This window comes from Nocardioides pini (assembly GCF_026712185.1).
Taxonomy (GTDB): domain Bacteria; phylum Actinomycetota; class Actinomycetes; order Propionibacteriales; family Nocardioidaceae; genus Nocardioides; species Nocardioides pini.
In genome coordinates this window covers 327875-352422 of sequence record NZ_JAPPUX010000004.1, presented here as the reverse complement: position 1 = coordinate 352422, position 24548 = coordinate 327875, and the positions used below count along the sequence as shown (strand labels likewise).

24 protein-coding genes are annotated in these 24548 nt (G+C 71.8%); 15 read left to right on the top strand and 9 right to left on the bottom strand.

Going from position 1 to position 24548, the window contains the following annotated elements:
• Window positions 1-106 precede the first annotated feature (106 nt).
• The 3 genes from NYO98_RS15060 to NYO98_RS15050 all read left to right on the top strand — a co-directional run bounded on the left by NYO98_RS15060 (window position 107) and on the right by NYO98_RS15050 (window position 4068).
• A complete protein-coding gene (locus NYO98_RS15060) occupies window positions 107-1843 on the top strand; it encodes a zinc-binding dehydrogenase (RefSeq protein WP_268112558.1) in 1737 nt (578 codons plus the stop codon).
• Between the two features lie 124 nt (window positions 1844-1967).
• Window positions 1968-3476 (top strand): PTS mannitol transporter subunit IICB, encoded by a 1509-nt coding sequence (locus NYO98_RS15055; protein ID WP_268112557.1) that lies wholly within the window; start codon window positions 1968-1970, stop codon window positions 3474-3476.
• A 157-nt stretch (window positions 3477-3633) separates the two neighbouring features.
• The gene (locus NYO98_RS15050) at window positions 3634-4068 is read left to right on the top strand and encodes a PTS sugar transporter subunit IIA (protein WP_268112556.1); all 435 of its coding nucleotides are present in this window, start codon (window positions 3634-3636) and stop codon (window positions 4066-4068) included.
• Window positions 4069-4083: 15 nt separating this feature from the next.
• Here NYO98_RS15050 and NYO98_RS15045 read toward each other — a convergent pair whose 3' ends face one another.
• Window positions 4084-6210 (bottom strand): molybdopterin-dependent oxidoreductase, encoded by a 2127-nt coding sequence (locus NYO98_RS15045; RefSeq protein ID WP_268112555.1) that lies wholly within the window; start codon window positions 6208-6210, stop codon window positions 4084-4086.
• A 132-nt stretch (window positions 6211-6342) separates the two neighbouring features.
• Here NYO98_RS15045 and NYO98_RS15040 point away from each other — a divergent pair, with 132 nt between their 5' ends.
• The 4 genes from NYO98_RS15040 (at window position 6343) to NYO98_RS15025 (ending at window position 11013) form a co-directional block, all read left to right on the top strand.
• Entirely contained in the window at window positions 6343-6609 is a 267-nt protein-coding gene (locus NYO98_RS15040; protein WP_268112554.1) for a DUF6458 family protein, read from the top strand.
• Window positions 6610-6818: 209 nt separating this feature from the next.
• Window positions 6819-7094, top strand: a complete 276-nt coding sequence (gene rpsO, locus NYO98_RS15035; RefSeq protein WP_268112553.1) for a 30S ribosomal protein S15 — start codon at window positions 6819-6821, stop codon at window positions 7092-7094.
• Window positions 7095-7367: 273 nt separating this feature from the next.
• Window positions 7368-9605, top strand: coding sequence for a polyribonucleotide nucleotidyltransferase (locus NYO98_RS15030; RefSeq protein WP_268112552.1), 2238 nt, complete (start codon window positions 7368-7370; stop codon window positions 9603-9605).
• Between the two features lie 100 nt (window positions 9606-9705).
• Entirely contained in the window at window positions 9706-11013 is a 1308-nt protein-coding gene (locus tag NYO98_RS15025) for a M16 family metallopeptidase (RefSeq protein WP_268112551.1), read from the top strand.
• 3 nt (window positions 11014-11016) lie between these two features.
• Here NYO98_RS15025 and NYO98_RS15020 read toward each other — a convergent pair whose 3' ends face one another.
• On the bottom strand, window positions 11017-11532 hold the full coding sequence (locus NYO98_RS15020; protein WP_268112550.1) for a class I SAM-dependent methyltransferase: 516 nt from the start codon (window positions 11530-11532) through the stop codon (window positions 11017-11019).
• Window positions 11533-11611: 79 nt separating this feature from the next.
• Between NYO98_RS15020 and dapB the strand changes: the two genes are divergently transcribed.
• Both dapB and NYO98_RS15010 read left to right on the top strand, forming a co-directional pair.
• On the top strand, window positions 11612-12388 hold the full coding sequence (gene dapB, locus NYO98_RS15015) for a 4-hydroxy-tetrahydrodipicolinate reductase (RefSeq protein ID WP_268112549.1): 777 nt from the start codon (window positions 11612-11614) through the stop codon (window positions 12386-12388).
• A 117-nt stretch (window positions 12389-12505) separates the two neighbouring features.
• Complete coding sequence (locus NYO98_RS15010) at window positions 12506-14116, top strand: M4 family metallopeptidase (protein WP_268112548.1); 1611 nt, start codon at window positions 12506-12508, stop codon at window positions 14114-14116.
• An 18-nt stretch (window positions 14117-14134) separates the two neighbouring features.
• Here the strand turns inward: NYO98_RS15010 and NYO98_RS15005 are convergent, their stop codons facing one another.
• The 5 genes from NYO98_RS15005 to NYO98_RS14985 form a co-directional block, all read right to left on the bottom strand.
• Complete coding sequence (locus NYO98_RS15005; protein WP_268112547.1) at window positions 14135-14431, bottom strand: AzlD domain-containing protein; 297 nt, start codon at window positions 14429-14431, stop codon at window positions 14135-14137.
• The gene (locus NYO98_RS15000) at window positions 14431-15162 is read right to left on the bottom strand and encodes an AzlC family ABC transporter permease (protein ID WP_268112546.1); all 732 of its coding nucleotides are present in this window, start codon (window positions 15160-15162) and stop codon (window positions 14431-14433) included. Before NYO98_RS15000 ends, NYO98_RS15005 begins: the two co-directional genes overlap by 1 nt.
• A gap of 111 nt (window positions 15163-15273) precedes the next feature.
• Entirely contained in the window at window positions 15274-15501 is a 228-nt protein-coding gene (locus NYO98_RS14995; RefSeq protein WP_268112545.1) for a hypothetical protein, read from the bottom strand.
• Window positions 15502-15620: 119 nt separating this feature from the next.
• Window positions 15621-16190 carry a GNAT family N-acetyltransferase gene (locus NYO98_RS14990; RefSeq protein ID WP_268112544.1) on the bottom strand — a complete coding sequence of 190 codons (570 nt, stop codon included), beginning with the start codon at window positions 16188-16190 and terminating at the stop codon, window positions 15621-15623.
• 10 nt (window positions 16191-16200) lie between these two features.
• Window positions 16201-16782, bottom strand: a complete 582-nt coding sequence (locus tag NYO98_RS14985) for a DUF3043 domain-containing protein (RefSeq protein ID WP_268112543.1) — start codon at window positions 16780-16782, stop codon at window positions 16201-16203.
• Between the two features lie 197 nt (window positions 16783-16979).
• On the opposite strand from NYO98_RS14985, the gene NYO98_RS14980 reads away from it, so the two are divergent.
• From NYO98_RS14980 to NYO98_RS14960, 5 genes are read left to right on the top strand one after another with little or no spacing between them, the layout of a single operon-like run.
• Window positions 16980-17780 (top strand): PspA/IM30 family protein, encoded by an 801-nt coding sequence (locus tag NYO98_RS14980; protein ID WP_268112542.1) that lies wholly within the window; start codon window positions 16980-16982, stop codon window positions 17778-17780.
• Complete coding sequence (gene pspAA / locus NYO98_RS14975; RefSeq protein ID WP_268112541.1) at window positions 17777-18055, top strand: PspA-associated protein PspAA; 279 nt, start codon at window positions 17777-17779, stop codon at window positions 18053-18055. The genes NYO98_RS14980 and pspAA overlap by 4 nt, the downstream gene beginning before the upstream one ends.
• An 18-nt stretch (window positions 18056-18073) precedes the next feature.
• Window positions 18074-18988 (top strand): zinc metalloprotease HtpX, encoded by a 915-nt coding sequence (htpX, locus tag NYO98_RS14970; protein ID WP_268112540.1) that lies wholly within the window; start codon window positions 18074-18076, stop codon window positions 18986-18988.
• 10 nt (window positions 18989-18998) lie between these two features.
• Window positions 18999-19571 carry a PspA-associated protein PspAB gene (gene pspAB / locus NYO98_RS14965; protein ID WP_268112539.1) on the top strand — a complete coding sequence of 191 codons (573 nt, stop codon included), beginning with the start codon at window positions 18999-19001 and terminating at the stop codon, window positions 19569-19571.
• Window positions 19568-20737, top strand: a complete 1170-nt coding sequence (locus NYO98_RS14960) for a sensor histidine kinase (RefSeq protein ID WP_268112538.1) — start codon at window positions 19568-19570, stop codon at window positions 20735-20737. The genes pspAB and NYO98_RS14960 overlap by 4 nt, the downstream gene beginning before the upstream one ends.
• 38 nt (window positions 20738-20775) lie before the next feature.
• Here the strand turns inward: NYO98_RS14960 and NYO98_RS14955 are convergent, their stop codons facing one another.
• Window positions 20776-21960: a winged helix DNA-binding domain-containing protein gene (locus NYO98_RS14955; protein WP_268112537.1), complete on the bottom strand. Its 1185-nt coding sequence runs from the start codon at window positions 21958-21960 to the stop codon at window positions 20776-20778.
• 20 nt (window positions 21961-21980) lie between these two features.
• Window positions 21981-23165, bottom strand: a complete 1185-nt coding sequence (gene nadA / locus NYO98_RS14950; protein WP_268112536.1) for a quinolinate synthase NadA — start codon at window positions 23163-23165, stop codon at window positions 21981-21983.
• A 149-nt stretch (window positions 23166-23314) separates the two neighbouring features.
• Here nadA and NYO98_RS14945 point away from each other — a divergent pair, with 149 nt between their 5' ends.
• Window positions 23315-24541 carry a glucose-1-phosphate adenylyltransferase family protein gene (locus tag NYO98_RS14945; RefSeq protein WP_268112535.1) on the top strand — a complete coding sequence of 409 codons (1227 nt, stop codon included), beginning with the start codon at window positions 23315-23317 and terminating at the stop codon, window positions 24539-24541.
• Window positions 24542-24548 lie beyond the last annotated feature (7 nt).

Here is a 24548-nt window from a genome sequence, read left to right as displayed (position 1 = left end):
GAACTCCTCGCCCCTGTCGGGCGGGACCGGCCCCGGGAGACCTGTCTCCGGCCCGCGGCGCTGGTGATGTCCTCGGAGGCTCCATCCAACCCGAGACGGAGGAAGCATGACATCAGCGTATGACCGCTACCGGGCGGCCGACCTCGACCTGCCGGACGAGGCGTGGGCCTGGCACCTGTGGGGCGCGGGCGAGGAGAACATGGGCCGGGACGGCCAGCCCGAGCTGGTCCCGGTCCCCAGGCCCGACGCCGACCACATGCTGGTCCGCATCGACAGCGTGGGCCTCTGCTTCTCCGACGTGAAGATCATGCGCCAGGGCGGCAGCCACCCGAAGCTCTACAACCGTGACCTGGCCAAGGAGCCCACCCGGCTGGGGCACGAGGTGAGCCTCACCGTCATCGAGGTCGGCGACCACCTCAAGGACCGCTACCACCCCGGCCAGCGGTTGGCCGTGCAGCCCGACATCTACCAGGACGGCAAGAGCACGGCGTACGGCTACACCATCCCCGGCGGGCTGATCCAGTACCACCTGATGGGCACCGAGATGCTCGACACCGACGACGGTGCCTGCCTGCTGCCCCTCCCCGACACGATGGGGTACGCCGAGGCCTCGACGCTGGAGCCGTGGGGGTGCGTGATGGCTGCCTACACGCAGCGTCGCCGCCTCGAGCCCAGGTCCGGCGGGACGATGTGGATCGTCGGCCGGCCCGGCGACGAGCGGGAGTACGCCTTCTCCGCCGGCCTGGACGCGCCGGCCACCATCGTCCTGACCGACGTCCCCGACTCCGTGGCGAGGCTGGTGGAGGCCACGTCCGCCACGACGGTCGTGCGCGACGGCCTCGGCACCGATGACCACCAGGCGCTGGTGGACGAGCTGACCGGGGGCGCCGGCTTCGACGACATCGTCATGCTCGACCCCCGCTCCGCGGCGACGGTGGGCGCCGTGGCCACCCGCATCGCCCGGCGTGGCACCCTCAACCTGGTCGGCGAGACCGAGCTGGACGGCCTGGTGGACACCGACGTGGGCCGGCTGCACTACGACTACACCGCCTACATCGGCGGCCGGGGACCGGACATCGCCGCCTCCTACGGCGAGGCGCGCAACCGCTGCGACCTGCGCTCCGGGGGCACGACCGTCTTCGTGGGCGCCGGCGGCCCCATGGGGCTGATGCACGTGCAGCGCGCCATCCAGCAGCCGGACGGCCCCCGCAGGATCGTCGCCACGGAGGTGAGCGACGAACGCCTGAAGGCTCTCGAGGACCGGCTGGCCCACCTGGCGGAGAGCAACGGCTGCGAGCTGATCACCTTCAACTCCCAGACCGCCGACCGGTCCCTCCGCGACTTCGTCATGGAGCTCACCGACGGCCGGGGGGCCGACGACGTGGTGGTCAGCGTCCCCATCGCCGCGGTGATGGCCGAGGCCGACACCCTGATGCGGTCCGACGGCATGCTGGTCTTCTTCGCCGGTGTCCCCAACGGCACGATGGCGCCGATGAACCTGAGCGCGGTCTACCTGGACAACGCGCAGTACACCGGGACGTCGGGACTGACCATCCACGACCAGCAGCAGGTCGTGGACCTGGCCGACCAGGGTGCGCTCTCGCCGGGATCCATCGTGGGTGCCGTCGGCGGCATGCGGGCGGCCAAGGACGGCCTCCAGGCACTGGTCGACGGGAGCTACTCCGGGAAGGTGCTGATCTTCCCCCAGATCCACGACCTGCCCCTCATGGGGCTCGACGAGCTGGGGGAGAGCCTCCCGGAGGTCGCCGCGAAGCTGGGCCCCGGAGGCACGTGGAACGGCGACGTCGAGCGGGCTCTCTTCGACAGCCAGCTGGGCGGCTAGCAGACAAAGCCACAAGGTCGGGCACAAATCATGCCCGAATGCTTGGCAACATGCCCGAACGTGAGGTTTAATCGCGACATCATGTGACGGGGCTCACCCCCGCGTTCGACTGGAGGACATCAGCATGGCCATTGAATTCCAGGCCCCCACCGGCTCCGGTGCTCGGGTGCGCGTGCAGAAGTTCGGCACGTTCCTCTCCAACATGATCATGCCCAACATCCCGGCACTGATCGCGTGGGGACTGCTCACTGCCCTGGTCATCGACGTCGGCTGGCTGCCGAACGCTGACCTCGCCACGATGGTCGGCCCGATCATCCACTACGCCCTGCCCATCCTCATCGCCGCGACGGGCGGCCGCATGGTCTACGGCGACCGCGGTGCCGTGGTCGGTGGCTTCGCGGTGATGGGTGCGATCGCGGGGTCCGACCTGCTGGTGGCCAACTTCAACGCCGACCTCCCGGCCGGCGACCCGCCGCTCGGCCAGGTGCACATGTTCATCGGCGCGATGATCCTCGGCCCCCTGTCGGCCTACGTCATGAAGCGGCTCGACGCCATCTGGGACGGCAAGGTCAAGGCCGGCTTCGAGATGCTCGTCAACATGTTCTCGGCCGGGATCCTGGCCTTCGTGATGGCGCTCCTGGGGTTCTACGTCGTCGCCCCCGTGGTCAACGAGGTCATGGAGGTCCTGGGCAACGCGGTCGAGTGGCTGGTGGACAACAGCCTCCTGCCGCTCACCTCGATCGTCATCGAGCCCGCCAAGGTCTTCTTCCTCAACAACGCCATCAACCACGGCGTGCTGACCCCGCTGGGTCTCGCCGAGGCCGCGGACACCGGCAAGTCGGTGCTGTTCCTGCTGGAGGCGAACCCCGGACCGGGCCTCGGCCTGCTGCTGGCGTACTCGTTCTTCGGCCGGGGAGTGCCGAAGGCGACCGCCCCGGGTGCCGCGATCATCCAGTTCTTCGGCGGCATCCACGAGATCTACTTCCCCTACGTGCTGATGAAGCCGCGCCTGATCCTCGCCATGATCGCCGGCGGCATGACCGGCGTCGCGATCAACGTGGGGTTCGACGTCGGCCTCCGGGCGCCCGCCGCCCCCGGCTCGATCTTCGCCGTGTACGCCCAGACGGCCAGGGGTGACTACCTGGGTGTCACCCTCGGTGTCTTCGGCGCCGCGGCCGTCACGCTCCTCGTGGCGTCGGTGCTGCTGAAGATGGACAAGTCCGACGACGAGGGCGACCTCACCGCGGCGACCGCCCAGATGGAGGCCAACAAGGGCAAGAAGTCGTCGGTCGCCAGTGCCCTGACCGGTGGTGCCGCCACGGCCACGGCGACCGCGACCCGCGAGATCCGCAACATCGTGTTCGCCTGCGACGCCGGCATGGGGTCCTCGGCCATGGGGGCCTCGGTGCTCCGCAAGAAGATCCAGGACGCCGGACACCCGGAGGTGACGGTCGTCAACAAGGCGATCGCGAACCTCGACGACAGCTACGACCTCGTGGTGAGCCACCAGGACCTCACCGACCGGGCCCGCCAGAAGACACCGTCCGCCGAGCACGTCTCGGTCGACAACTTCATGGCCAGCCCGCGCTACGACGAGATCGTGGAGCTGGTCCGCGAGAACAACGGCACCTGACGCCCGGCGTCAGGACTCTCCGGGCGGTCGAGCCCGGCCCTCCCCCCGTGGGGGCCGGGCCCGACCTTCGGTGACCACCCGCCGACGCGGGCGTGTGGTCTCATGGCTCCACCCCTGATTTCCCACCCACCGACACTGCGAGGAAGAGAGACGCCAGATGAGCGACGTACTGAGCAGGGAGGCCATCGTCCTCGGCGGCCGGGCCACGGACAGGGACGCAGCGATCACCGAGGCCGGCCGGCTGCTGGTCGCGAGCGGTGCGGTCGACGAGGCCTACGTCGACGCCATGCACGAGCGCGAGACCTCGGTCTCGACGTTCATGGGCAACGGCCTCGCCATCCCGCACGGCACCAACGAGGCGAAGGCGCTGATCCGCCACACCGCGATCTCGTTCGTCCGCTACGACGAGCCGATCGACTGGAAGGGCAGCCCGGCCCGCTACGTCGTCGGCATCGCCGGCGCGGGCGACGACCACCTGACCGTGCTGCAGGCGCTCGCCGGTGCCTTCACCGACGACGCCAGCATCGCGGCGCTCGACGCGGCGCAGACCCCGGACGACGTGCTCGCCGTCCTGGGCGACGTCAGCGCCTGACGCCCCCGGCCGACCTCAGCAGGCGGTGACCGCGACGGGTACGCCGTTGAGCGCGGCGTTGCCCGACACGTCGAGCAGCTCGGGGTCCGTCAGGTCGTTGACCGAGACGCCCGGCACCTCGCGGCTGCGGGACATCAGGACGCCGTCACCGGCGTGCCCGTAGCCGTGGGGAAGCGAGACCACCCCCGGCATCAGGTCGTCGGAGGCGGCCACCTCGACCTCGACCGACCCGACGCGTGAGGTGACCCGGACTCGCGAGCCGTCCTCGATCGCACGCTGTGCCAGGTCGTCGGGGTTCATCAGCAGCTGGTGGCGCGGCCGGCCGCGGGTGAGCCGCTCGGAGTTGTGCATCCAGGAGTTGCAGTCGCGCTGGTGGCGCCGGCCGATGAGGACCAGCTCGTCGCCCGCCGGGGCCCCGACGGCGGCGAGCCGGGCCACGTCCTCGACCACGAGGGCGGGCGCCAGGTCGACGCGCTTGCTGCGGGCCGGGAGCCGCGCCGGCAGCTGGCCGCCGCGGAGCGGACCCAGGTCGATGCCCGCCGGTCGCTTGCGGAGCTTGGCCAGGGTGACGCCGCTCGACCCGCGGCGCAGCAGCTGCCCGACGAGGAAGGTCGGGCTCGCGGTCAGCCGGGCCCGTCGGACCAGCCGCTTCTTGAGCGGCGGCTTGCGGTCCAGGCGCGCGGCCGTCCGCAGCGTGACCTCGCGGAAGATCTGCCAGTCGTGGCGCTGGTCGGCCTCCTTGTCGAACACCGCGGGGGTGAACCGGGCCGTGTTGCGCACCGCGAGCAGGTGGAACACCACGTCGTAGTGGTCGCGCTCGAGGGCCGTGGTGGGCGGCAGGATCACGTCGGCGTGCCGCGTGGTCTCGTTGACGTAGATGTCCACGGCAGCCATGAAGTCGAGGGCGCGCAGCGCCCCGTCGAGCCGCGCCCCGTCGGGCGTCGACAGCACCGGGTTGCCGGCGACGGTGAGCAGCGCCCGGACCTGGCCCTCCCCGGGCGTCTCGATCTCCTCGCGCAGGGCCGCCACGGGCAGCTCGCCCGCGGTCTCCGGCAGCCCGCGGACGCGCGAGCGCCAGGCGTCGTGGTGCCCGCGCCCGATCAGCCCGGTGCCCACCGCGTCGATCGCCGGGGTGGTGAACATCGCCCCGCCCGGGCGGTCGAGGTTCCCAGTGAGCACGTTCAGGCAGGTGACGGCCCACTGGCAGACCGTCCCCCACGGGCCGGCCGAGACGCCGATCCGGCTGTAGACGACGCCGGCGTCGGCCGCCGCCAGCTCGCGCGCGAGCCGACGGATCTCCGCCGCCGGCAGCCCGCTGAAGGCCTCCGCCCGCTCGGGGGTGAAGTCGGCCACCAGCTCGACCACGGTGTCGAGCCCGTCGACGTACGACGCCACGGTGGGCGCGGTCTCGGGGGAGGCCTCGGCCGTGAGGACGTGCAGCATGGCGAGCAGCACCCACGCGTCGGTGCCCGGCCGGACGAAGTGGTGCTCGTCGGCCACCTTGGCGGTCTCGGTGCGACGCGGGTCGAGGACGACCATCCTCCCGCCGCGCGCGTGGAGGTCGCGCAGGCGCTGGGGGAAGTCGGGCACCGTCATCAACGAGCCGTTCGAGGCCATCGGGTTGCCCCCGACCACGAGGAACCACGACGTCCGGTCGATGTCGGGGATCGGCAGGAAGAGCTGGTGGCCGAAGACGAGGTGGGCGACGAGCTGGTGGGGGAGCTGGTCGACCGAGGTGGCGGAGAAGCGGTTCCTCGTGCGGAACGACTTGAACATCGCGGTGCCGTGGGTCATCGACCCGAGGCTGTGGGCGTTGGGGTTGCCGAGGTAGACGCCGAGCGCGTCGTCGCCGTGCTCGTTGATCACGCGGGCGAGGTTGTCGGCGACCAGGTCGAACGCCTCGTCCCAGCCGATCTCCTGCCACCGCGCGTCGGCACCCTCGCCGACGCGCCGCACCGGGCGCCGCAGCCGGTCGGGATCGGCGTACACGTCGGCGATCGCCACCCCCTTGGGGCAGACGTGCCCGCGGGACAGGGGGTCGGCCCGGTTGCCGCGCACGCCGACGACGTCACGTCCCTCGATCGTCAGCTCGAGGCCGCAGATCGCCTCGCACAGGTTGCAGACGCCGATCCGCTTCTCCATGCGATCGATCGTCGCACGTCGCACCCCCCGCAGGGGGATGACACCGGAGCGACCCGCGCGCCAGACTCTGCCGGGCCCGGTCCTGGCCATACGGTCGCCGGGCAGCATCCACCAACAGAAACGGAGCACGTCATGGGTTTCGGAGGGCCGATCGGCCTGATCGTCGTGGGACTGATCCTCGCGCTGGCGTTCAACCAGCAGCAGGTGGGTCCCCTCGAGGTCACCACCCTGGGATGGATCCTCGTCCTGGCCGGAGTGCTGTGGCTGGTGCTCACGGTGATCCAGCAGAACACCAAGCGGCGCCACACCACGACCGCCACCACCACCGACGCGCAGGGCCGCCAGGCGTCGACGCAGCGGACCACTGAGTCCGACCCGCCGCCCCCGCCGGCCGTCTGAGCCGCTCGAGGTCCGCGTGACCGGGGCCCCCGCCGACGCACGGCGGGGGCCCCTGCGCGTCCGCGCGCGGATTGGAGGAGCCGACCGCCTCGTTGGTACGCTCAGCCGGTTGCCCAGCAGGGCGACACGCCGTCATGACGGCCGCGGAACCAGAGTGCCCCGGTGAACAGGCCCGGGCGCGCCGCGCAACGAGAACCGAAGGAGCCCCCATGTCGATTGGTACCGACGCGGAGACCAAGAAGAAGATCATCGCCGAGTACGCCCTGACCGAGGGTGACACCGGTTCCCCCGAGGTCCAGATCGCGCTGCTCAGCCACCGCATCTCGCACCTCACCGAGCACCTCAAGGAGCACAAGCACGACCACCACAGCCGTCGTGGCCTGCTGCTCCTGGTCGGCCAGCGCCGCCGCCTGCTCAACTACCTGCAGAAGACGGAGATCGAGCGCTACCGCTCCATCGTCGAGCGCCTCGGCCTCCGCCGCTGAGCGAAGGAGCGGCTCCCCGCCACGGGGAGCCGCTCCTCTCACATCCGGGCCGCGCCGCGCTAGTGTCGACCCGGCACAACTGAAACAACACCCAACAGGAGCGACCCGCCTCGTCGCCCGGTCCTCGGTAGTGGCCTTCAGATCCGCAGCCCCACGGCTGCCCGATCTGCGGGCCTCGATCGAAGACCGGCCCCGCGGGACCTTCGATGGTCCATCACATGAGGGGTGGACGCCGCGGATCGCTCCGCGAAGAGAAAGCAGGATCCTGCTTCCATGAGTGAACCCATCATCTCCGCTGTCGAGACCGTCCTCGACAACGGCAAGTTCGGCAAGCGCACCGTCAAGTTCGAGACCGGCCTGCTGGCCCGTCAGGCCGCCGGCTCCGTCACGGCCTACCTCGACGACGAGACCATGCTGCTGTCGGCGACGACCGCCGGCAAGACGCCCAAGGACCACTTCGACTTCTTCCCCCTGACGATCGACGTCGAGGAGCGGATGTACGCCGTGGGCCAGATCCCCGGTTCCTTCTTCCGCTCCGAGGGTCGCCCGGGCGAGGACGCGATCCTCACCTGCCGCCTCATCGACCGCCCGCTGCGCCCGACCTTCAAGAAGGGCCTGCGCAACGAGGTCCAGGTCGTCATCACCGTCATGGCGCTCGACCCCGACCAGCCCTACGACGTGCTGGCCATCAACGCCGCGTCGCTGTCGACCCAGCTCTCCGGCCTCCCCTTCTCCGGCCCCGTCGGCGGCGTCCGCGTCGCCCTCATCGACGGCCAGTGGGTCGCCTTCCCGTCCCACTCCCAGCTCGAGTCGGCCGTCTTCGACATGGTCGTCGCGGGTCGGGTCACCGAGTCCGGCGACGTCGCCATCATGATGGTCGAGGCCGAGGCGCCCGAGGACACCATCGCGCTCGTCCAGGGCGGCGCCCAGGCGCCGACGGAGGAGGTCGTGGCCGGTGGCCTCGACGCCGCCAAGCCCTTCATCAAGCAGCTGTGCGAGGCGCAGTCGCAGCTCGCGGCCGAGGCCGCCAAGCCGGTCCAGGACTTCCCGGTCTTCCTCGACTACGAGGACGACGTCTACGCCGCCGTCGAGTCGGCCGCCAAGGACGACACCGCCGCCGCGATGACCATCGGCGACAAGCAGGAGCGCGAGCTCAAGGTCGACGAGATCAAGACCGGCCTCCTCGAGAAGCTCTCCGGCCAGTTCGAGGGTCGCGAGAAGGAGATCGGTGCCGCGTTCCGCTCGCTCACCAAGCAGCTGGTCCGCCAGCGGGTGCTGCGCGACAAGGTCCGCATCGACGGCCGCGGCCTCGCCGACATCCGCCCGCTGCACGCCGAGGTCAACGTGATCCCGCGCGTGCACGGCTCCGCACTGTTCGAGCGCGGCGAGACCCAGATCCTCGGTGTCACCACGCTCAACATGCTCAAGCTCGAGCAGCAGCTCGACACGCTGTCCCCGGAGAAGTACCGCCGCTACATGCACAAGTACGTCTTCCCGCCGTTCTCCACCGGCGAGACCGGCCGCGTGGGCTCGCCCAAGCGTCGCGAGGTCGGCCACGGCGCACTGGCGCGTCGCGCCCTCCTGCCGGTCCTGCCCTCCCGCGAGGAGTTCCCCTACGCGATCCGCCAGCTCTCCGAGGCCATGGGCTCCAACGGCTCCACCTCGATGGGCTCGGTCTGCGCCTCGACCCTGTCGCTGCTGCAGGCCGGTGTGCCGCTCAAGGCCTCCGTCGCCGGCATCGCGATGGGCCTGATCTCCGACGAGGTCGACGGCGAGACGCAGTACGTCGCGCTGACCGACATCCTCGGTGCCGAGGACGCGTTCGGCGACATGGACTTCAAGGTCGCCGGCACCCGTGAGTTCGTCACCGCGCTGCAGCTCGACACCAAGCTCGACGGCATCCCTGCCGAGGTGCTGGCGGCGGCGCTGACCCAGGCCCGCGACGCGCGCCTGGCGATCCTCGACGTGATGGCCGAGGCCATCGACGCTCCTGAGGAGATGTCGGTCCACGCGCCGCGCATCATCACCGTCCGCGTGCCGGTCGACAAGATCGGCGAGGTGATCGGTCCCAAGGGCAAGGTCATCAACCAGATCCAGGACGACACGGGCGCGACGCTGTCCATCGAGGACGACGGCACGGTCTACATCGGCGCGACCAACGGCGAGGCGGCCGAGGCCGCCAAGGCCGCGGTCAACGCGATCGCCAACCCGACGATGCCCGAGGTCGGCGAGCGCTACCTCGGCACCGTCGTGAAGACGACCAACTTCGGTGCGTTCGTCTCGCTGATGCCCGGCAAGGACGGCCTGCTGCACATCAGCAAGCTCCGCGCCCTGGCCGGCGGCAAGCGCGTCGAGGCCGTCGAGGACGTCCTGGCCGTCGGCCAGAAGGTCCAGGTCAAGATCGCCGAGATCGACGACCGCGGCAAGCTGTCGCTCGTCCCCGTCGTCGAGGAGGACGAGGCCGGCTCCGAGGAGTCCGCCGACGCCCCCGAGGCCGTCGACGCCGAGTGACCTGACGGCTCCTGCTCCACCCACGACCGGTCGGCCGTCTGGCCGGCCGGTCGTGGCGCTTCACCCCTGCTCCGCCCCGCTCCGCCCCGGAAGGACCCCCGTGCAGAAGAACGGCACCACCCGCACCCTCCACACCGTGAAGGACGCCGACGGCGCGGTCACCTCGCGCGTACGGCGCACGGTCCTGCCCAGCGGCATGCGCATCGTCACCGAGCAGATGGCCGGCACCCGCTCGGCGAGCATCGGCGTGTGGGTCGCGGTGGGCTCCCGCGACGAGACGCCCACCCTGCACGGTTGCTCGCACTTCCTCGAGCACCTGCTCTTCAAGGGCACCCCCGAGCGCACCGCGATGGACATCTCCGTGGCGCTCGACGCGGTCGGTGGCGAGTTCAACGCCTTCACCACCAAGGAGTACACCGTCTACCACGCGCGGGTCCTCGACGAGGACCTCGGCACGGCGGTCGACGTGCTCGGTGACATGGTCACCGCCTCCACCCTCACCGAGGCCGACGTCGAGGCCGAGCGCGACGTCATCCTCGACGAGATCGCGATGCACGACGACGACCCGGACGACGTGGTGCACAACCTCTTCGCCCTGCAGGCATGGGGCGAGACCCCGCTCGGTCGTCCGATCGCGGGCACGGAGGCCTCGATCACCGCGATGACCCGCGCCCAGATCCAGCGCTTCTACCGGCGCCACTACCGCCCCGCCAACATGGTCGTGTCCGTCGCCGGCAACGTCGACCACGCCACCGTCGTCCGCCAGGTGCGGCAGGCCTTCGGCCGCGGCGGCTTCCTCGAGGGCGAGGCCGAGCCGACCCCGTTGTCCCAGTCCGAGCGCGCCCGCAAGGTGAACCCCGGCGAGGCGCGCACCATCCGCCCGCAGGAGCAGGTCAACCTCGTCCTCGGGGTCAAGGGACTGACCCGCACCGACCCCCGCCGCTACACCCTCGGCGTGCTCAACACCGCCCTGGGCGGCGGCACCTCGTCGCGGATGTTCCAGGAGGTGCGCGAGCTGCGCGGCCTGGCGTACTCCGTCTACTCCTTCGCCACCCACCACGCCGACGCCGGTGTCGTGGGCGTCTCCGTCGGCTGCCTGCCCGGCAAGTACGACGCCGTGCTCGAGACCGTGCGTGCCGAGCTCGCCAAGGTCGCGGCCGAGGGCCTGACCGACGAGGAGGTCGAGCGTGGCAAGGGCCAGCTCAAGGGCGGGCTCGTGCTCGGCCTCGAGGACTCCGGCTCGCGGATGTCGCGCATCGGCAAGGCCGAGCTGGTCCACGACGACCTGCTCACGATCGACGAGGTCGTCGAGCGCATCGAGGCCGTCACCACCGAGGACGTGGCCACCCTCGCCAAGGAGCTCTTCACCCAGCCCGAGCTGCTCGCGGTCGTGGGCCCGGCGAAGTAGCGCTCAGCGCTTGGCGATGATGCCGATGACCGGGGGAGCCTTCTGCTCCACCACGCTGACCCGGAACCCGCCGCGGAGGAGGTTCTCGGAGGCCTTCTTCACGATGTTGGGCACCAGCTCGGGGCGGGCGGCCTCGTAGAAGAGGTAGACAGCGCCGCCGGGGACGACCCGCTCGTGGAGGAGGGCGATCTCGTCGTCGCAGGCCCGCACCCAGAACAGGTTGACGTTGAAGGCGAAGACCTTGTTGAGGCGCTTGACCGGGACGCGGAGCGTGGCGAGGTCGATCTGGCGTACGACGAGCCGGCCGGCGTCGACGTACTTCTGGTTGCGGCGCTTGGTGCGGTCGACGCCCGACTCGGAGCGGTCGATCGCGAAGAGCTTGCCGGTCTCCAGCTTGGCGCAGATCGCCTCGGCGCCGGCGCCGGGGCCGCACCCGATCTCGAGGACCTGGTCGGCCGGCTGGACGTCCATGAGGTCGACGGCCCACTTGATGCGCGGCGGGATGGTCGGGGCAGGCATGGCCCACAGCCTGCCAGACGGGTGTTCGCGAGTCAGCCACCGCCACTCGCCGAGCGTCTCGGCCGATACGGTGGGGCCCGTGAGCACAGGAGACGAGGCACAGGTCCGGGAACGGTTCCGGGTGGGTGTGCTGGGCGCCCGCGGCAAGGTCGGGTCGGAGGTCTGTCGTGCCGTGGAGGCCGCCGACGACACCGACCTGGTGGCCTCGGTCGACGCCGGCGACGACGTCGAGGAGCTCGCGCGCGCCGGTGCCGAGGTGGTCGTGGACTTCACCCACCCCGACGTGGTGATGGACAACCTGCGCTACTGCATCGAGCACGGCATCCACGCGGTCGTGGGCACGACCGGGTTCGACCAGCCCCGCCTCGACCAGCTCGACGCCTGGCTCGCCGACGCGCCCGGTGTGGGCGTCCTCATCGCCCCCAACTTCTCGATCGGCGCGATCTTGATGATGCGCTTCGCCGCGCAGGCCGCCCCGTTCTTCGAGTCGGTCGAGGTGGTCGAGCTGCACCACCCCGACAAGGCCGACGCGCCGTCCGGCACCGCCCGTCGCACGGCGGAGATGATCGCCGCGGCGCGCCGCGAGGCCGGCAGCGCACCGATGCCCGACGCGACCTCCACCGGCCTCGAGGGTGCGCGCGGCGCGGACGTCGACGGCGTGCGGGTGCACGGCCTGCGCGTGCGCGGCCTGGTGGCGCACCAGGAGGTCGTCCTCGGCACGGCGGGGGAGACGCTGACGATCCGCCACGACTCCCTCGACCGGGTCTCCTTCACGCCCGGCGTGCTCGCCGGCATCCGCGCGATCGGCGACCACCCCGGCCTCACCATCGGGCTCGACGCCTTCCTCGACATCTGAGTCCGGCCCGCGGGGGTCTCCGGCACCCGGGCGGGGCGTAACCCGGCGTCGCGACCTCTCGTTGGCGTGGTGTCGGGACCGCTCGGGTGCCCGGCTCACCTCTCGGAAGGCTCCACCATGCGCAGAACTGCAGGACTCGCCGCGCTCGCCATCGCCGCCACCGCGGCGGCGCTGCCGCTGACCACCGCCTCGACGGCCCAGGGAGCGCCCGCCGCGGGCAGGGCCGACGTCGTCCAGGGCGCCCTCGCCGCCCTCCAGCGGCACCCGGGTGCGGCGCGCAGCGCGGACGGCCAGGCCTTCGTCGCCGGCTCCACGCTCGTCGACCCCGACGGCAGCACGCACGTGCGGTTCGACCGCACCCTGGACGGCCTCCGGGTCGTCGGCGGCGACCTCGTCGTCCACCGTGACGCAGCGGGCGGCTGGGACGGCGTCAGCCAGACGCTGGACGCCCCCCTGACGGTCGACACGGACGCCACGCTCGCGAAGGCGACCGCCACCCGCACCGTCCTCGCGCGCAACGCCCGCACCGCAGCGGTCCGCGGGGACGACCGCGCCGAGGCCCGCGAGCTCGTCGTCGACGCCACCGGGGCGACGCCGCGGCTCGCGTGGGAGGTCGTCACCGGCGGCACCCAGGCCGACGGCACTCCCTCACGCCTGGCGACCTACGTCGACGCCCGCACCGGCGAGGTCATCCGCAGCGAGCAGCAGGTGGTCAACGTCGACGGCCAGGGCCAGACGCTCTACAGCGGCACGGTCCCGCTGCAGGTCAGCGGGTCGGGCTCGTCGTACAGGCTCGAGGACGCGACGCGCGGCGGGACCTACACCACTGACATGAAGAACGCCGAGGACTCGATCTTCTGCCAGATCTTCGGTGCCGGGTGCTCGGCGGGGACGACCTTCACCTCGACGTCGACGACCTTCGGCAACGGCCAGGCGAGCAACCGGTCGAGCGCCGGCGCCGACGCCCAGTACGGCTCCAACGTCACCTGGGACTACTTCAAGGCCGTGCACGGGCGCAACGGCATCTGGGACGACGGGCGCGGCTCCTTCAACCGGGTCCACTACGGCAACGGCTACGTCAACGCGTTCTGGGACGGCAGCAAGATGACCTACGGCGACGGCGACGGCGTCGACTTCGGCCCGCTGGTCTCCCTCGACGTCGCCGGCCACGAGATGACCCACGGCGTCACCGAGAACTCCGCGAACCTCACCTACTCCGGTGAGTCGGGCGGCCTCAACGAGGCGACCTCGGACATCTTCGGGACCCTCGTCGAGTTCCACGCCGCCAACGCCAACGACCCGGCGGACTACCTCATCGGCGAGGAGTTCGACCTCAAGCAGCACGCCGGGTTCCGCCGGATGGACCGCCCGTCGGCCGACGGCAGCTCGCTCGACTGCTGGAGCAGCAGCGCCAAGGACGTCGACGTGCACTACTCCTCCGGCATCGGCAACCACTTCTTCTACCTGCTCGCCGAGGGCAGCGGCGCGAAGACGATCGGCGGCGTGACGCACAGCTCGACGACCTGCAACGGCTCGTCGGTCACCGGCATCGGCCGCGACGCCGCGGCGAGGATCTGGTACCGCGCGCTGACGGTCTACATGACGTCCGGCACGACGTACGCCGGCGCGCGCACCGCCACGCTGGACGCGGCGCGCGACCTGTACGGCGCCGGCTCGGCGCAGCACGGTGCCGTGGCCGCCGCGTGGAGCGCCGTCTCGGTCGGCTGAGTCCTGCGCGTGCCGGGGTCAGACGAGACGGGCCCCGGCCGCCACGACGGCCGCCCCGACGACCACGACGAGGAACGGCATGCGGAGCAGCAGGGCGACGACCGCGAAGCCGAGGCCGAGGACGCGGGCGTCGACGCGCAGCTCCGGGCCGGACGAGAACACCTGCACGGCGACCAGCGCCGCCAGCAGTGCGACGGGGATCAGGTCGGCGACCCGCTCGACCGTGGGGTGCGCGAGCACCCGCTCCGGCAGCGAGAGGCCGGCCAGCTTGAGCAGGTAGCAGCCGACGCCGGCGAGCAGCACGGCGGTCCACATCAGGGGTGCCTCCCTGCCACGTCGTCGCGCCCGGGGATCTCGGTGGGGTCGTGCCGCTTGCCGAGGATCCCGACGAGCAGGGCCACGCCGCCGGCCGCCAGGACGGGTACGCCGGCGGGGGTGACCGGCACCGCCGCGAGCGCGACGGCCGCTGCGAGGACCGCGACGAGGACGTTGCGCCGGTCGCGCAGCCGCGGCCACAGCAGGGCGAGGAACGCGGCGCCGACGGCGGCATCGAGGCCGAACGTGCGGGGGTCCCCGACGGCGTCGCCGGCGACCGCGCCGACGGCGGTGGCGAGGTTCCACAGGACGAAGACCGAGACGCCGGTCGTCAGGAAGCCGAGGCGGGTGCCCTCGGTGGTCTCGCGGGTGACTCCCATCGCCGTCGACTCGTCGATCAGCACGTGGGCGGCCGCCACCCGTCGCCAGCCACGCCAGCGCAGCAGCGGCGCCATCCGCAGGCCGTAGAGGGTGTTGCGGGTGCCGAGGAGCAGGGCCGTCGCCGCGCCGGACACGGGGGCACCGCCCGCGGCCACGACCCCGACCAGGGCGAACTGGCTGGCGCCGGTGAACATCAGCAGCGACAGGACGCACGTCTGGGCGATGCTCAGGCCGGAGGCGACCGACACGGCGCCGAACCCGAAGCCGTACGCCCCGGTGGCCACGCCCACGGCCAGGCTGTCGCGGACGATCGCCGAGCGCTCAGCGGGACTGAGGGCAGCATCGGACACGACCCGAGGCTAGGTCATCGCGCGGACCGACCCGTCGTTCCGTCCAGGGGCCGACGCCCAGGGCCCGACGCCCAAGGGCCGACGCTCAAGGTCCGACGCTCAGGGCCGAGCTCAGGGCCGACGGCGTGCGCGCGCGGCGCGTCCCTGCTGCTGGTGGTGGAAGTCGTGGACGAGCACGAACGCCGCACCGACCCCGGCCGCGGCACCCGCGACGAGGCCGAGGCGCAGGTTGAGCGGGAGCTCCGGCACGGCACCGAACCACAGGCCGATGCCGACGCAGACGACGAGTGCGGCGAGGACGAGCAGGTACCTGTGCAGAGCGGGAAGCGGACCTAGCATCTGGACCCCCGTGGTGTGCCGGCCGGGCGGCCGGTCACTCCATGGTGACGTGCGTCACACGAAAAACAAGTGCCGCTAGGGGTGAGTTACCCCGATCGGGTCACGCGACCGCGGCGGCGTCAGGCGATCGCGGTGTGGAGGCGTACCTGCTTGACCGTGGTCGCGCCGGTGCCGTCGAGGTCGAGCTCGCGGTGGGCCGTGTCGGGTGCCCAGCCGGCCTCGGTGAGGAAGGTCCGCAGCGCGTCGTCGCCGGCGTTGACCCAGGTCACGGCCCGCGTGAAGCGGTCCGCCGCCAGGGTGTCCACCGCCGCCTGCAGCAGGCGGGATCCGTGGCCCTTCGCGCGCTCCTTGGGGTCGAGGGTGACCTCGGCCAGCTCGCCGTCGGAGACCGGGTCGCAGTCGGGATCGGCGGCGGGGGAGGTCAGCGCGAAGCCCACCACCCGGTTGCGCTCGAGGGCGACGAGCACCCGGTTGCGGGCGTCGGCGGGGCGGGTGAGCGCCTGCCGCCACTGGTCGGCGACGGCGTCGACGTCGGTCGGCAGCACCTCGGCCGGCAGCAGGCCGGCGTAGAGCTCGGGCCACGCGCGGACCTGGACGGCGGCGATCGCGGACGCGTCGTCGGCCCACGCGACCCGTACGGACACGTCGGCGCTCGGGCCCCCGCCCGACGGGGAGTGGCTGTGCGACATCAGCGCGGGCTCATCGATAGGTCTCGGGGAGCTTCTCGCCGATCTTGACCCGCGCCTTGGGCAGGCGCAGGAACTTCATCTGCAGGGAGCGCATCGCGGCGTAGAGGGTGGTGCCCTTCGTCGGCTCGCCGGGGAACCGGCGGGCGAGCTCACGACGCAGGCGGAAGCGGAGCATCACGATGTCGAAGACGATCACCACCAAGGTGGTGAACAGGACCGTGTTGCCGAGCTGGACCATCCTCTGGCTGCCGGAGTAGCCCAGCACCATCGACACGATCAGCAGCGGGACCATCAGCTCGATGAACGAGAAGCGCGAGTCCACGAAGTCGCGGATGAAGCGGCGCACGGGACCGCGGTCGCGGGCCGGCAGGTACTTCTCGTCGCCGGTCTTCATCGCCTCGCGCATCTTGCGGGACGTGTCGCCGCGTGCGGCGCGCTGGGCGGCGGCCTGCTCCTTGCGCGTGCGGGGCACCTTGGCCCGGGCGCGGGCCGCGGCCTCGGCCTCCTTGCGCGTCGGCGTGGGCCGGCCCTTGCCGCCCGCCTTCGTCTCGGTGGTGGGGGTCTCCGGCTCGGAGTTGGTACGACGGAACACGCGTGCTGCCTTCACATGGCTTCGGGAGGGACGGACGGGGGCGGAACGGATGGTGGGACCAGCCTATCGCCGCGACCCGCCGGGGACGGCGTCGCGGGATGCCCTACCTCCGCCTTGGGTTTGGTTCTAGGGTGAGGAGGTCAGTCCAGTCGTCCCAGCCACCACCCCCGCATGACCAAGAGAGGGTCTCCACCCCGATGAGTCTCATGAAGCGCATCAGCCTGATCTTCCGCTCCAAGGCCAACAAGGCCCTGGACAAGGCGGAGGACCCCCGCGAGACCCTCGACTACAGCTACCAGCGGCAGCTCGAGCTCCTCTCCAAGGTCCGGCGCGGTGTCGCCGACGTGGCCACCAGCCGCAAGCGCGTCGAGCTCCAGGTCAACCAGCTCGAGCAGCAGGCGGCCAAGCTCCAGGGACAGGCCGAGAAGGCCATCGGTGCCGGCCGCGAGGACCTCGCCCGCGAGGCCCTCACCCGCAAGTCCGGCCTCACGTCGCAGATCACCGCCCTCAAGGAGCAGCAGGCCACGCTCCAGGGCGAGGAGGAGAAGCTCGTCCTGGCGCAGCAGCGCCTCCAGGCCAAAGTCGAGGCGTTCCGCACCCGCAAGGAGACCATCAAGGCCACCTACACCGCCGCCGAGGCGCAGACGCGCATCGGTGAGGCGATGTCGGGCATCGGCGAGGAGATGGGCGACGTCGGCCTCGCGATCCAGCGTGCCGAGGACAAGACCGCCCAGATGCAGGCACGCGGGCAGGCCATCGACGAGCTGATCGCCTCCGGCGCCCTCGACGACGCCTCCCAGCTCAACGCCGGTGACGACATCTCCCGTGAGCTCGACGCCCTCAGCTCCAGCTCCGACGTCGAGGCCGAGCTCGCGCGGCTCAAGGCCGGCTCCACCCCGCAGGCCATCGAGTCCGGCGACGAGGGCGGCGACATCCTCGCCGAGCAGCCCGAGACCGTGCGCGCCGAGGGCGAGAGCAACGAGGGCGGACGCGCATGATCGTCCGCATCCTCGGCGAGGGTCAGTACGACCTCGACGACCATGCGCTCGACGCCCTGAACGGCCTCGACAACCAGATCGAGCAGGCCGTCGACTCGGGCGACGAGGCGATGTTCCGCACCGCCCTGCACGGACTGCTGTCCGCCGTGCGGGCGAACGGATCGCACCACCAGCTCGACTCGCTCGACGAGTCCGACCTGATCCTGCCGCCGCCGGACGCGACGATCGACGAGGTCCGTGAGCTCCTGGGCGACGACGGCCTCATCCCTGGCTGAGCCGGCCAGACCTTCCCCATGGCCACCTCACGCTTCATCAAGGACTCCGGGCTGACCGCCCGGATGACCCTCACCATGTTCCTGCTCGGGGCGCTCTTCGTGGGCCTCGTCGCGCTGGTCATCTCCTACGTCAACAGCGCCGGCGGGGCCGTCATGGTCACGGTCATCGCGATCGGCATCGCCTTCTGGCAGTGGTGGAGCTCCGACAAGGTCGCGATGCGTGCGATGCGCGCCCGCGAGGTGACTCCGGAGGAGGCGCCCGAGCTGCACGGCATGATCGACCGGCTCTGCGCCCTCGCCGACATGCCGAAGCCGCGGGTCGGTGTGTCGGACCTGCCCGTGTCCAACGCCTTCGCGACCGGACGCTCGCCCGACCGCTCGGTCGTCTGCGTGACGACGGGGATCCTGCAGACCCTCGATGCCGAGGAGCTCGAGGCCGTGCTGGCCCACGAGCTGAGCCACGTCGCCCACCGCGACGTGCTCGTGATGACGATCGCCTCCTCGGCCGGCATCGCGGCCGGGCTGCTGATGCGCTTCACCCAGTTCGGCGGCATGGGCCGCTCCCGCAGCAACAACAACAGCGGTCTCCCGGTGGCCCTGGTGGTGCTCCTCGTCAGCCTGTTCGTCTACGCCGTGAGCTTCGTGATGCTGCGCGTGCTCTCGCGCTACCGCGAGCTGTGCGCCGACCGGTCCGGGGCCTACCTGACGATGAAGCCGGCCGCCCTCGCCTCGGCGCTGCAGAAGATCAGCGGCGAGTCCGCCGCCGCCATCCCGACGAAGGACCTGCGGACGGCCAACGCGGCCAGCGCGCTGTGCATCGTCCCGGCGTTCGCCGGCGGGATCAGCGGCCTGATGGCCACCCACCCGCCCCTCGAGCGGCGGCTCGAGCAGCTCGCCCGCATCCAGGCCGAGCTCGGCCGGCCGACCGGCTGAGGGGGACGCGATGGGACTCTGGGAGGCGATGCGCGCGCGGACGCAGCCCAAGCGCAACAACCTCGACGCGCTCTTCCTCGTGCCGAGCGCGGCCATCACGCTCCAGACCTCGCTGGGGTTCGAGCCCACCGGCACCGGGTCGGTCTGCTACCGCGCGGCGGCCGGGGCGGCCTTCGCCCAGGCCCAGGCCGACGTGCTGGCGCTCATCCGGGACGACGCCGAGGCGCCCGACGTCGAGGTGACCCAGGACGACTTCGGCTTCTCATGGCTCGTCGTCAGCGGTGACAAGGAGGACGTGTCGGGGCTGTGCACCGACCTCCACGCCGTCAACACCACGCTCGAGCTCAACGGTTTCGACGCCGGGCTGCTGTGCTCGCTGGTCCCGTTCGCGAACGCCGCGGGGCAGCGCTTCGGGCTCACCTACCTCTACAAGCAGGGCACGTTCTACCCGTTCGCGCCCACCGGTGAGCAGACCCGCGACACGCTGCTCGAGCTGTCCGTGCGTGACCTGCTGACGAAGGAGCTGCCCATGGAGCCGGACCTGCAGCGCTGGCTGGCGGTCTGGAAGGCCCCGGGCCTGTGAAGGACGGCGAGGCCCGCGACCGCTCGATCGCGGCGTACGACGTCCTCGGTGCGGCGCCGCGCCGCGAGCTCGACTCCCTCGTGCAGCTCGCCGCCCAGGTCGCGGGCGTGCCCTTCGCCGCGATCAACCTGCTGGGCTCGCACTCCCAGCACCAGGTCGCGACGACCGGCTTCCAGGGCGAGGACTCGCCGATCGACCACGCGATGTGCCGGCTCGTGGTGGAGAGCGGCGCGCCGATCATGCTGGAGGACGCCGGCGACGACCTGCGGTTCGCGGACAACCCGTGGACCACGGGCGAGATCGCCAACGTGAGGTACTACGGCTCCCACCCGCTCACGACGCCCTCCGGCGTCACCATCGGCACCCTCTGCGTCTTCGACGAGCGGTCCCACGTGGTGACCCCCGAGGCGGCCCGCGGCCTGGCCCAGCTCGCCGACCGCGTCGTGGACGTCCTCGAGCTCGAGCTCGCCTCGCGCCGCCTCAGCGAGGCCAACGCCCGGCTCAGCACGTCCAACGAACGCCTCGCCCACTTCGCCGGCCAGGTCAGCCACGACCTCAAGAACCCGCTGACGTCCATCTCGCTGTCGCTCGAGACGCTCGAGCTGGACATCGAGGAGCCCGACCTGCTCGACACCCTGGCCCGCGCGCGCCGCGGCGTGGACCGGATGACCGACCTCATCAACAACCTCCTGGAGTTCGCGCAGCAGGGCCAGGCCCCGGGGGACGACGTCGTCGACCTCGCCGCGGAGATGCGGTCGGCGCTCGACGACCTCGCCGGGCGGATCGCCCGCGAGCAGGTGGACGTGGGAGAGCTGCCGCTCGTGCGCGGCGACGCCGGACAGCTGCGTTCGGTGCTGATGAACCTGGTCGACAACGCGGCGAAGTTCACCGTCCCGGGGGAGCAGCCCGACGTCGAGGTCGACTCCGTGCCGATCGACGGCCACCACCGCGTCGAGGTCCGCGACCGGGGCCGCGGGATCCCGGACGACAAGCGCGAGCGGGTGTTCGCGCCGCTGGCACGCCTCGACAAGACGGTCGAGGGCTCCGGCATCGGGCTGGCGACCTGTCGGCGGATCGTCGAGGCCCACGGCGGCCGGATGGGCGTCGAGGACCGCGAGGGCGGCGGGACCCTGTTCTGGTTCGAGCTGCCCCGCGCCGATCCCTGAGCGACCCCCGAGCCGGTCCCGAGGTTGACGGCCGGGCGTCAGGGCAGCCGGGCGTGCTTCATCTGCCGCGAGGCGTAGACGTTGCCGATGACCGTGCCGTCGAGCCAGGCGGTGAGCCGTCGTGCCTCGTTCTCCAGCGCGGCGAGCCCGTCCGGCCCGACGTCCTCGAGGAGCGACAGTCGCACGACTCCCTCGTCGTCCTGGACCCAGCACCCCACGATGCGGCCGTCCCACCAGGCCGTGGTCCCGGCGTTGCCGTTGGTGTCGAAGAGGTACGGCACGTGGGCCGGGTCGAGGTAGAAGTCGCGCGACTTCCAGCCCATGACCGTGGGGTCGAGCGCCGGCAGCAGCGCCGCCCACGGCTCGACCGGTCCGGTGTCCTCGTCGGACGCGTGGACCCAGCCCGTCGACCCGTCGTCGAGCTCCACCTCGACGGCGCCGAGGTCGGCCAGGGCGCGCGTGACGGCGGTCTTGGTCGACCCCAGCCACCACTGGATGTCGGCCGCGGTGCCGGGACCGAAGGTCCCGAGCCACCGCTGCACCAGCTCGGCGTAGCCGGCGTCCTCCTCGAGGGGCTCGGGCACGACGCCCAACCAGTCCTCGGAGGTCGTCCAGGTCGGCTTGTTGAGTCGCCAGTGCCCGGCGTTGCGGCCTCGGAGCACCTTCCCCTCGAGCCCGAGGTGGGTGAGCACCCACGGGGCGACCGGCACCGGTCGGTCCCACGGCTTGTCGGAGGTGCCGCCGACCGACCCGGCCAGCTCCGGGACCTCCGCGCGCAGCTCGGCGGTGGTCGCCGGCCCCGCGGCCAGACGCGCGAGGGTCGCGTCACGGGCGGCGTCGAGCCAGGCCTCGCCGTCGGGCGCGATGCCGGCGGCCGCGATCGCCTTGGCGACACGCTTGCGCTCCGACGTCGCGACCCGCGCCGAGGCGCTGCCCCAGGCCGCGGGCAGCAGGTCGCGCGGGAAGACGAACAGGGTCCGTCGCATCGCGAGCTGCTTCACCACCGACCGGGCGTCGTACAGCTCGGTGTCGACGTCCTCGGGCTCGAGGCCCTCCGCGCGGGCGGCGACCGCGAGGTGCACGGTGGCCGCCTCGGTCGCGTGCAGGACCGTCATCGCACGCGTCACCGCGGCGACGTCGGCAAGCCGGTGCGCCGGCGCCAGCGCGTGGCGTACGGCGATCCGGCTGCGTCGCTCGGAGTCGGAGATCCGCCGCCGTGCCATGGTCGTCCCCACCCGGTCGCTCAGTCGCGGTGCGACTTGCCGGGCAGGTCGAGCATCCGCTGCAGCGCCACGAGCGCGTCTGCCTCGGTGTCGGGGTCGACCGTGACCCGGTTGACCGCGGTGCCGGCGACGAGGCTCTCGAGCGCCCAGACGAGGTGCGGGAGGTCGATGCGGTTCATCGTCGAGCAGTAGCAGACGTTGCGGTCGAGGAAGACGATCGTCTTGTCGGGGTGGGCGTCGGCGAGGCGCTTGACCAGGTTGAGCTCCGTGCCGATGGCCCACACCGTGCCGGGCTCGGCGGCCTCGATGGTCTTGATGATGAACTCAGTGGAGCCGACGAGGTCGGCCTTGAGCACCACCTCGTGCTTGCACTCGGGGTGGACCAGCACGTGGATGCCGGGGTGCTGGGCGCGCAGCTCGTCGACGACGTCCTCGGAGAAGCGGCCGTGCACGGAGCAGTGGCCCTTCCAGAGGATCATCCGCGCCCGCTGCAGCTCGTCCGCCGTCAGGCCGCCCCCGGGCTGCAGGGGGTCCCACACGACGCACTCGTCGAGGCCGATGCCCATCTGGAGCACCGCGGTGTTGCGGCCGAGGTGCTGGTCGGGCAGGAAGAGGACCTTGGCCCCGCCCTCGAGGTGCGCCTTCTGCTGGAACGCCCAGTCCAGCGCGACGTCGGCGTTGGACGAGGTGCAGACGACGCCGCCGTTGCGCCCGCAGAACGCCTTGATGTCCGCGCTGGAGTTCATGTAGGTCACCGGGACCACGGCGTCCTGGATGCCCGCGTCGGCCATCGCGTCCCACGCGTCCTCGACCTGGCGCAGGCGGGCCATGTCGGCCATCGAGCAGCCGGCGGCGAGGTCGGGGAGGACGACCTGCTGGGCGGGGGAGGTGAGGATGTCGGCGGACTCGGCCATGAAGTGGACACCGCAGAAGACGATGAACTCGGCGTCGGGACGAGCGGCCGCGTCGCGGGCCAGCTTGAAGGAGTCCCCGGTGACGTCGGCGAACTGGATGACCTCGTCGCGCTGGTAGTGGTGGCCGAGGACGAAGACCCGCTCACCGAGCGCCTCCTTGGCCGCACGCGCCCGGGCGACGAGATCGGGGTCGGACGCCGCTGGCAGGTCGCCGGGACACTCCACGCCTCGCTCGGCGTCGAGGTCGCGGCCCTTGCCGAGGGGGAGGAGCGGCAGGTCGACGAGGCTCATGGGGCGATCCTAGAGCGGTGGGTCGGAGTGCCCGGCGGGTGCTCGCCGCACGCGGACCGGGACGCGTCGGTGGTCGAGCCGGGACCCCTCGGCACGACCGACCCGCCGGGGTGGGCGCGTCGTTCCCCTGGGGGTGCCATGCTTCGCCCATGCCACGACGCGGTGAGGTGCTCGCCCTGGTCCAGGCCGGCGGCCAGGGGTCTCGGATGGACGTGCTGACGCGGGAGCGCGCCAAGCCCGCGTTGCCGTACGGCGGGGTGCACCGCCTGATCGACTTCGCCCTCTCGGGCCTGGTGCACGCCGACCTGGCCGACGTCTGGGTCTCGCTGGAGTACCAGGTGACCTCGATCGACGACTACCTCTCCGGCGGTCGGCCCTGGAGCCTGGACCGCAACCGAGGAGGCTTTCGCCGGATCGTCCCGCAGACGGGCACCGGCCCGGCGACCGAGAGCGGTTTCGCCCACGGCAACGGCGACCTGTTGCTGCGGATGTCGGCCGACATCGAGGCCTTCGGGGCACGCACGCTCGCGGTCTGCAGCGCGGACCACGTCTTCAACATGGACCTCGCCCCCGTCGTCGAGGAGCACCTGGCCGCCGGTCGCGTGGCCACCGTGCTGACGAGCGAGGTGACCAAGAAGGACGCCTCGGACAACGTGGTGGTCCTCGCCGGCCGCGACGGCATCATCACCGGCGTCGAGAACAAGCCGTCACGGCCCTCGGCCGGCACGGTCGCGACCGAGATCTTCCTCTACGACACCGAAGCGCTGCTCGAGACGCTGCGTGACCTGCGCCGCGAGCTCTCGGCGGAGGCGGACGACGACGACAGCGGCATCGGCGACTTCGGCGAGCACCTCCTCCCGCGCCTCGTGGACACCGGCAGGGCCGTCGCCGTCCCCCTGACCGGCTACTGGCGCGACGTCGGCCAGCCGAGCCTCTACCTCCAGTCCCACCGTGACCTGCTCGCAGGGCGGGTGGACGTCTTCGACCACCCCGGCCGGCCGGTCATCTCGCACTGGCCCGACCGGCCCGCCGCCCGCGTGCGGGCGACGGGGGAGTGCCGCGACTCGCTGCTGTCGCCCGGGTCCGACGTCGCCGGCCTCGTGACGGGCAGCGTCCTCGGTCCCGGCGTCGTGGTGGAGAAGGGCGCCGAGGTGCACGACAGCGTCGTGATGCAGGACTGCGTCATCCGCGCTGGCGCCGTGGTGCGCACCGCGGTGCTCGACGAGCGCTCCGAGGTGCTCGCGAAGGCGCGGGTCGGCGCGGAGCCGTCGCGACGCGTGGCCCACGACGACGACCTCGTCCTCGTGGGGCGCGACTCGATCGTCTCCGGCACCGTGGCCGCCGGGGCGCGCCTGGAGCCGGGCTCCGCGAGCTGAACCCGCC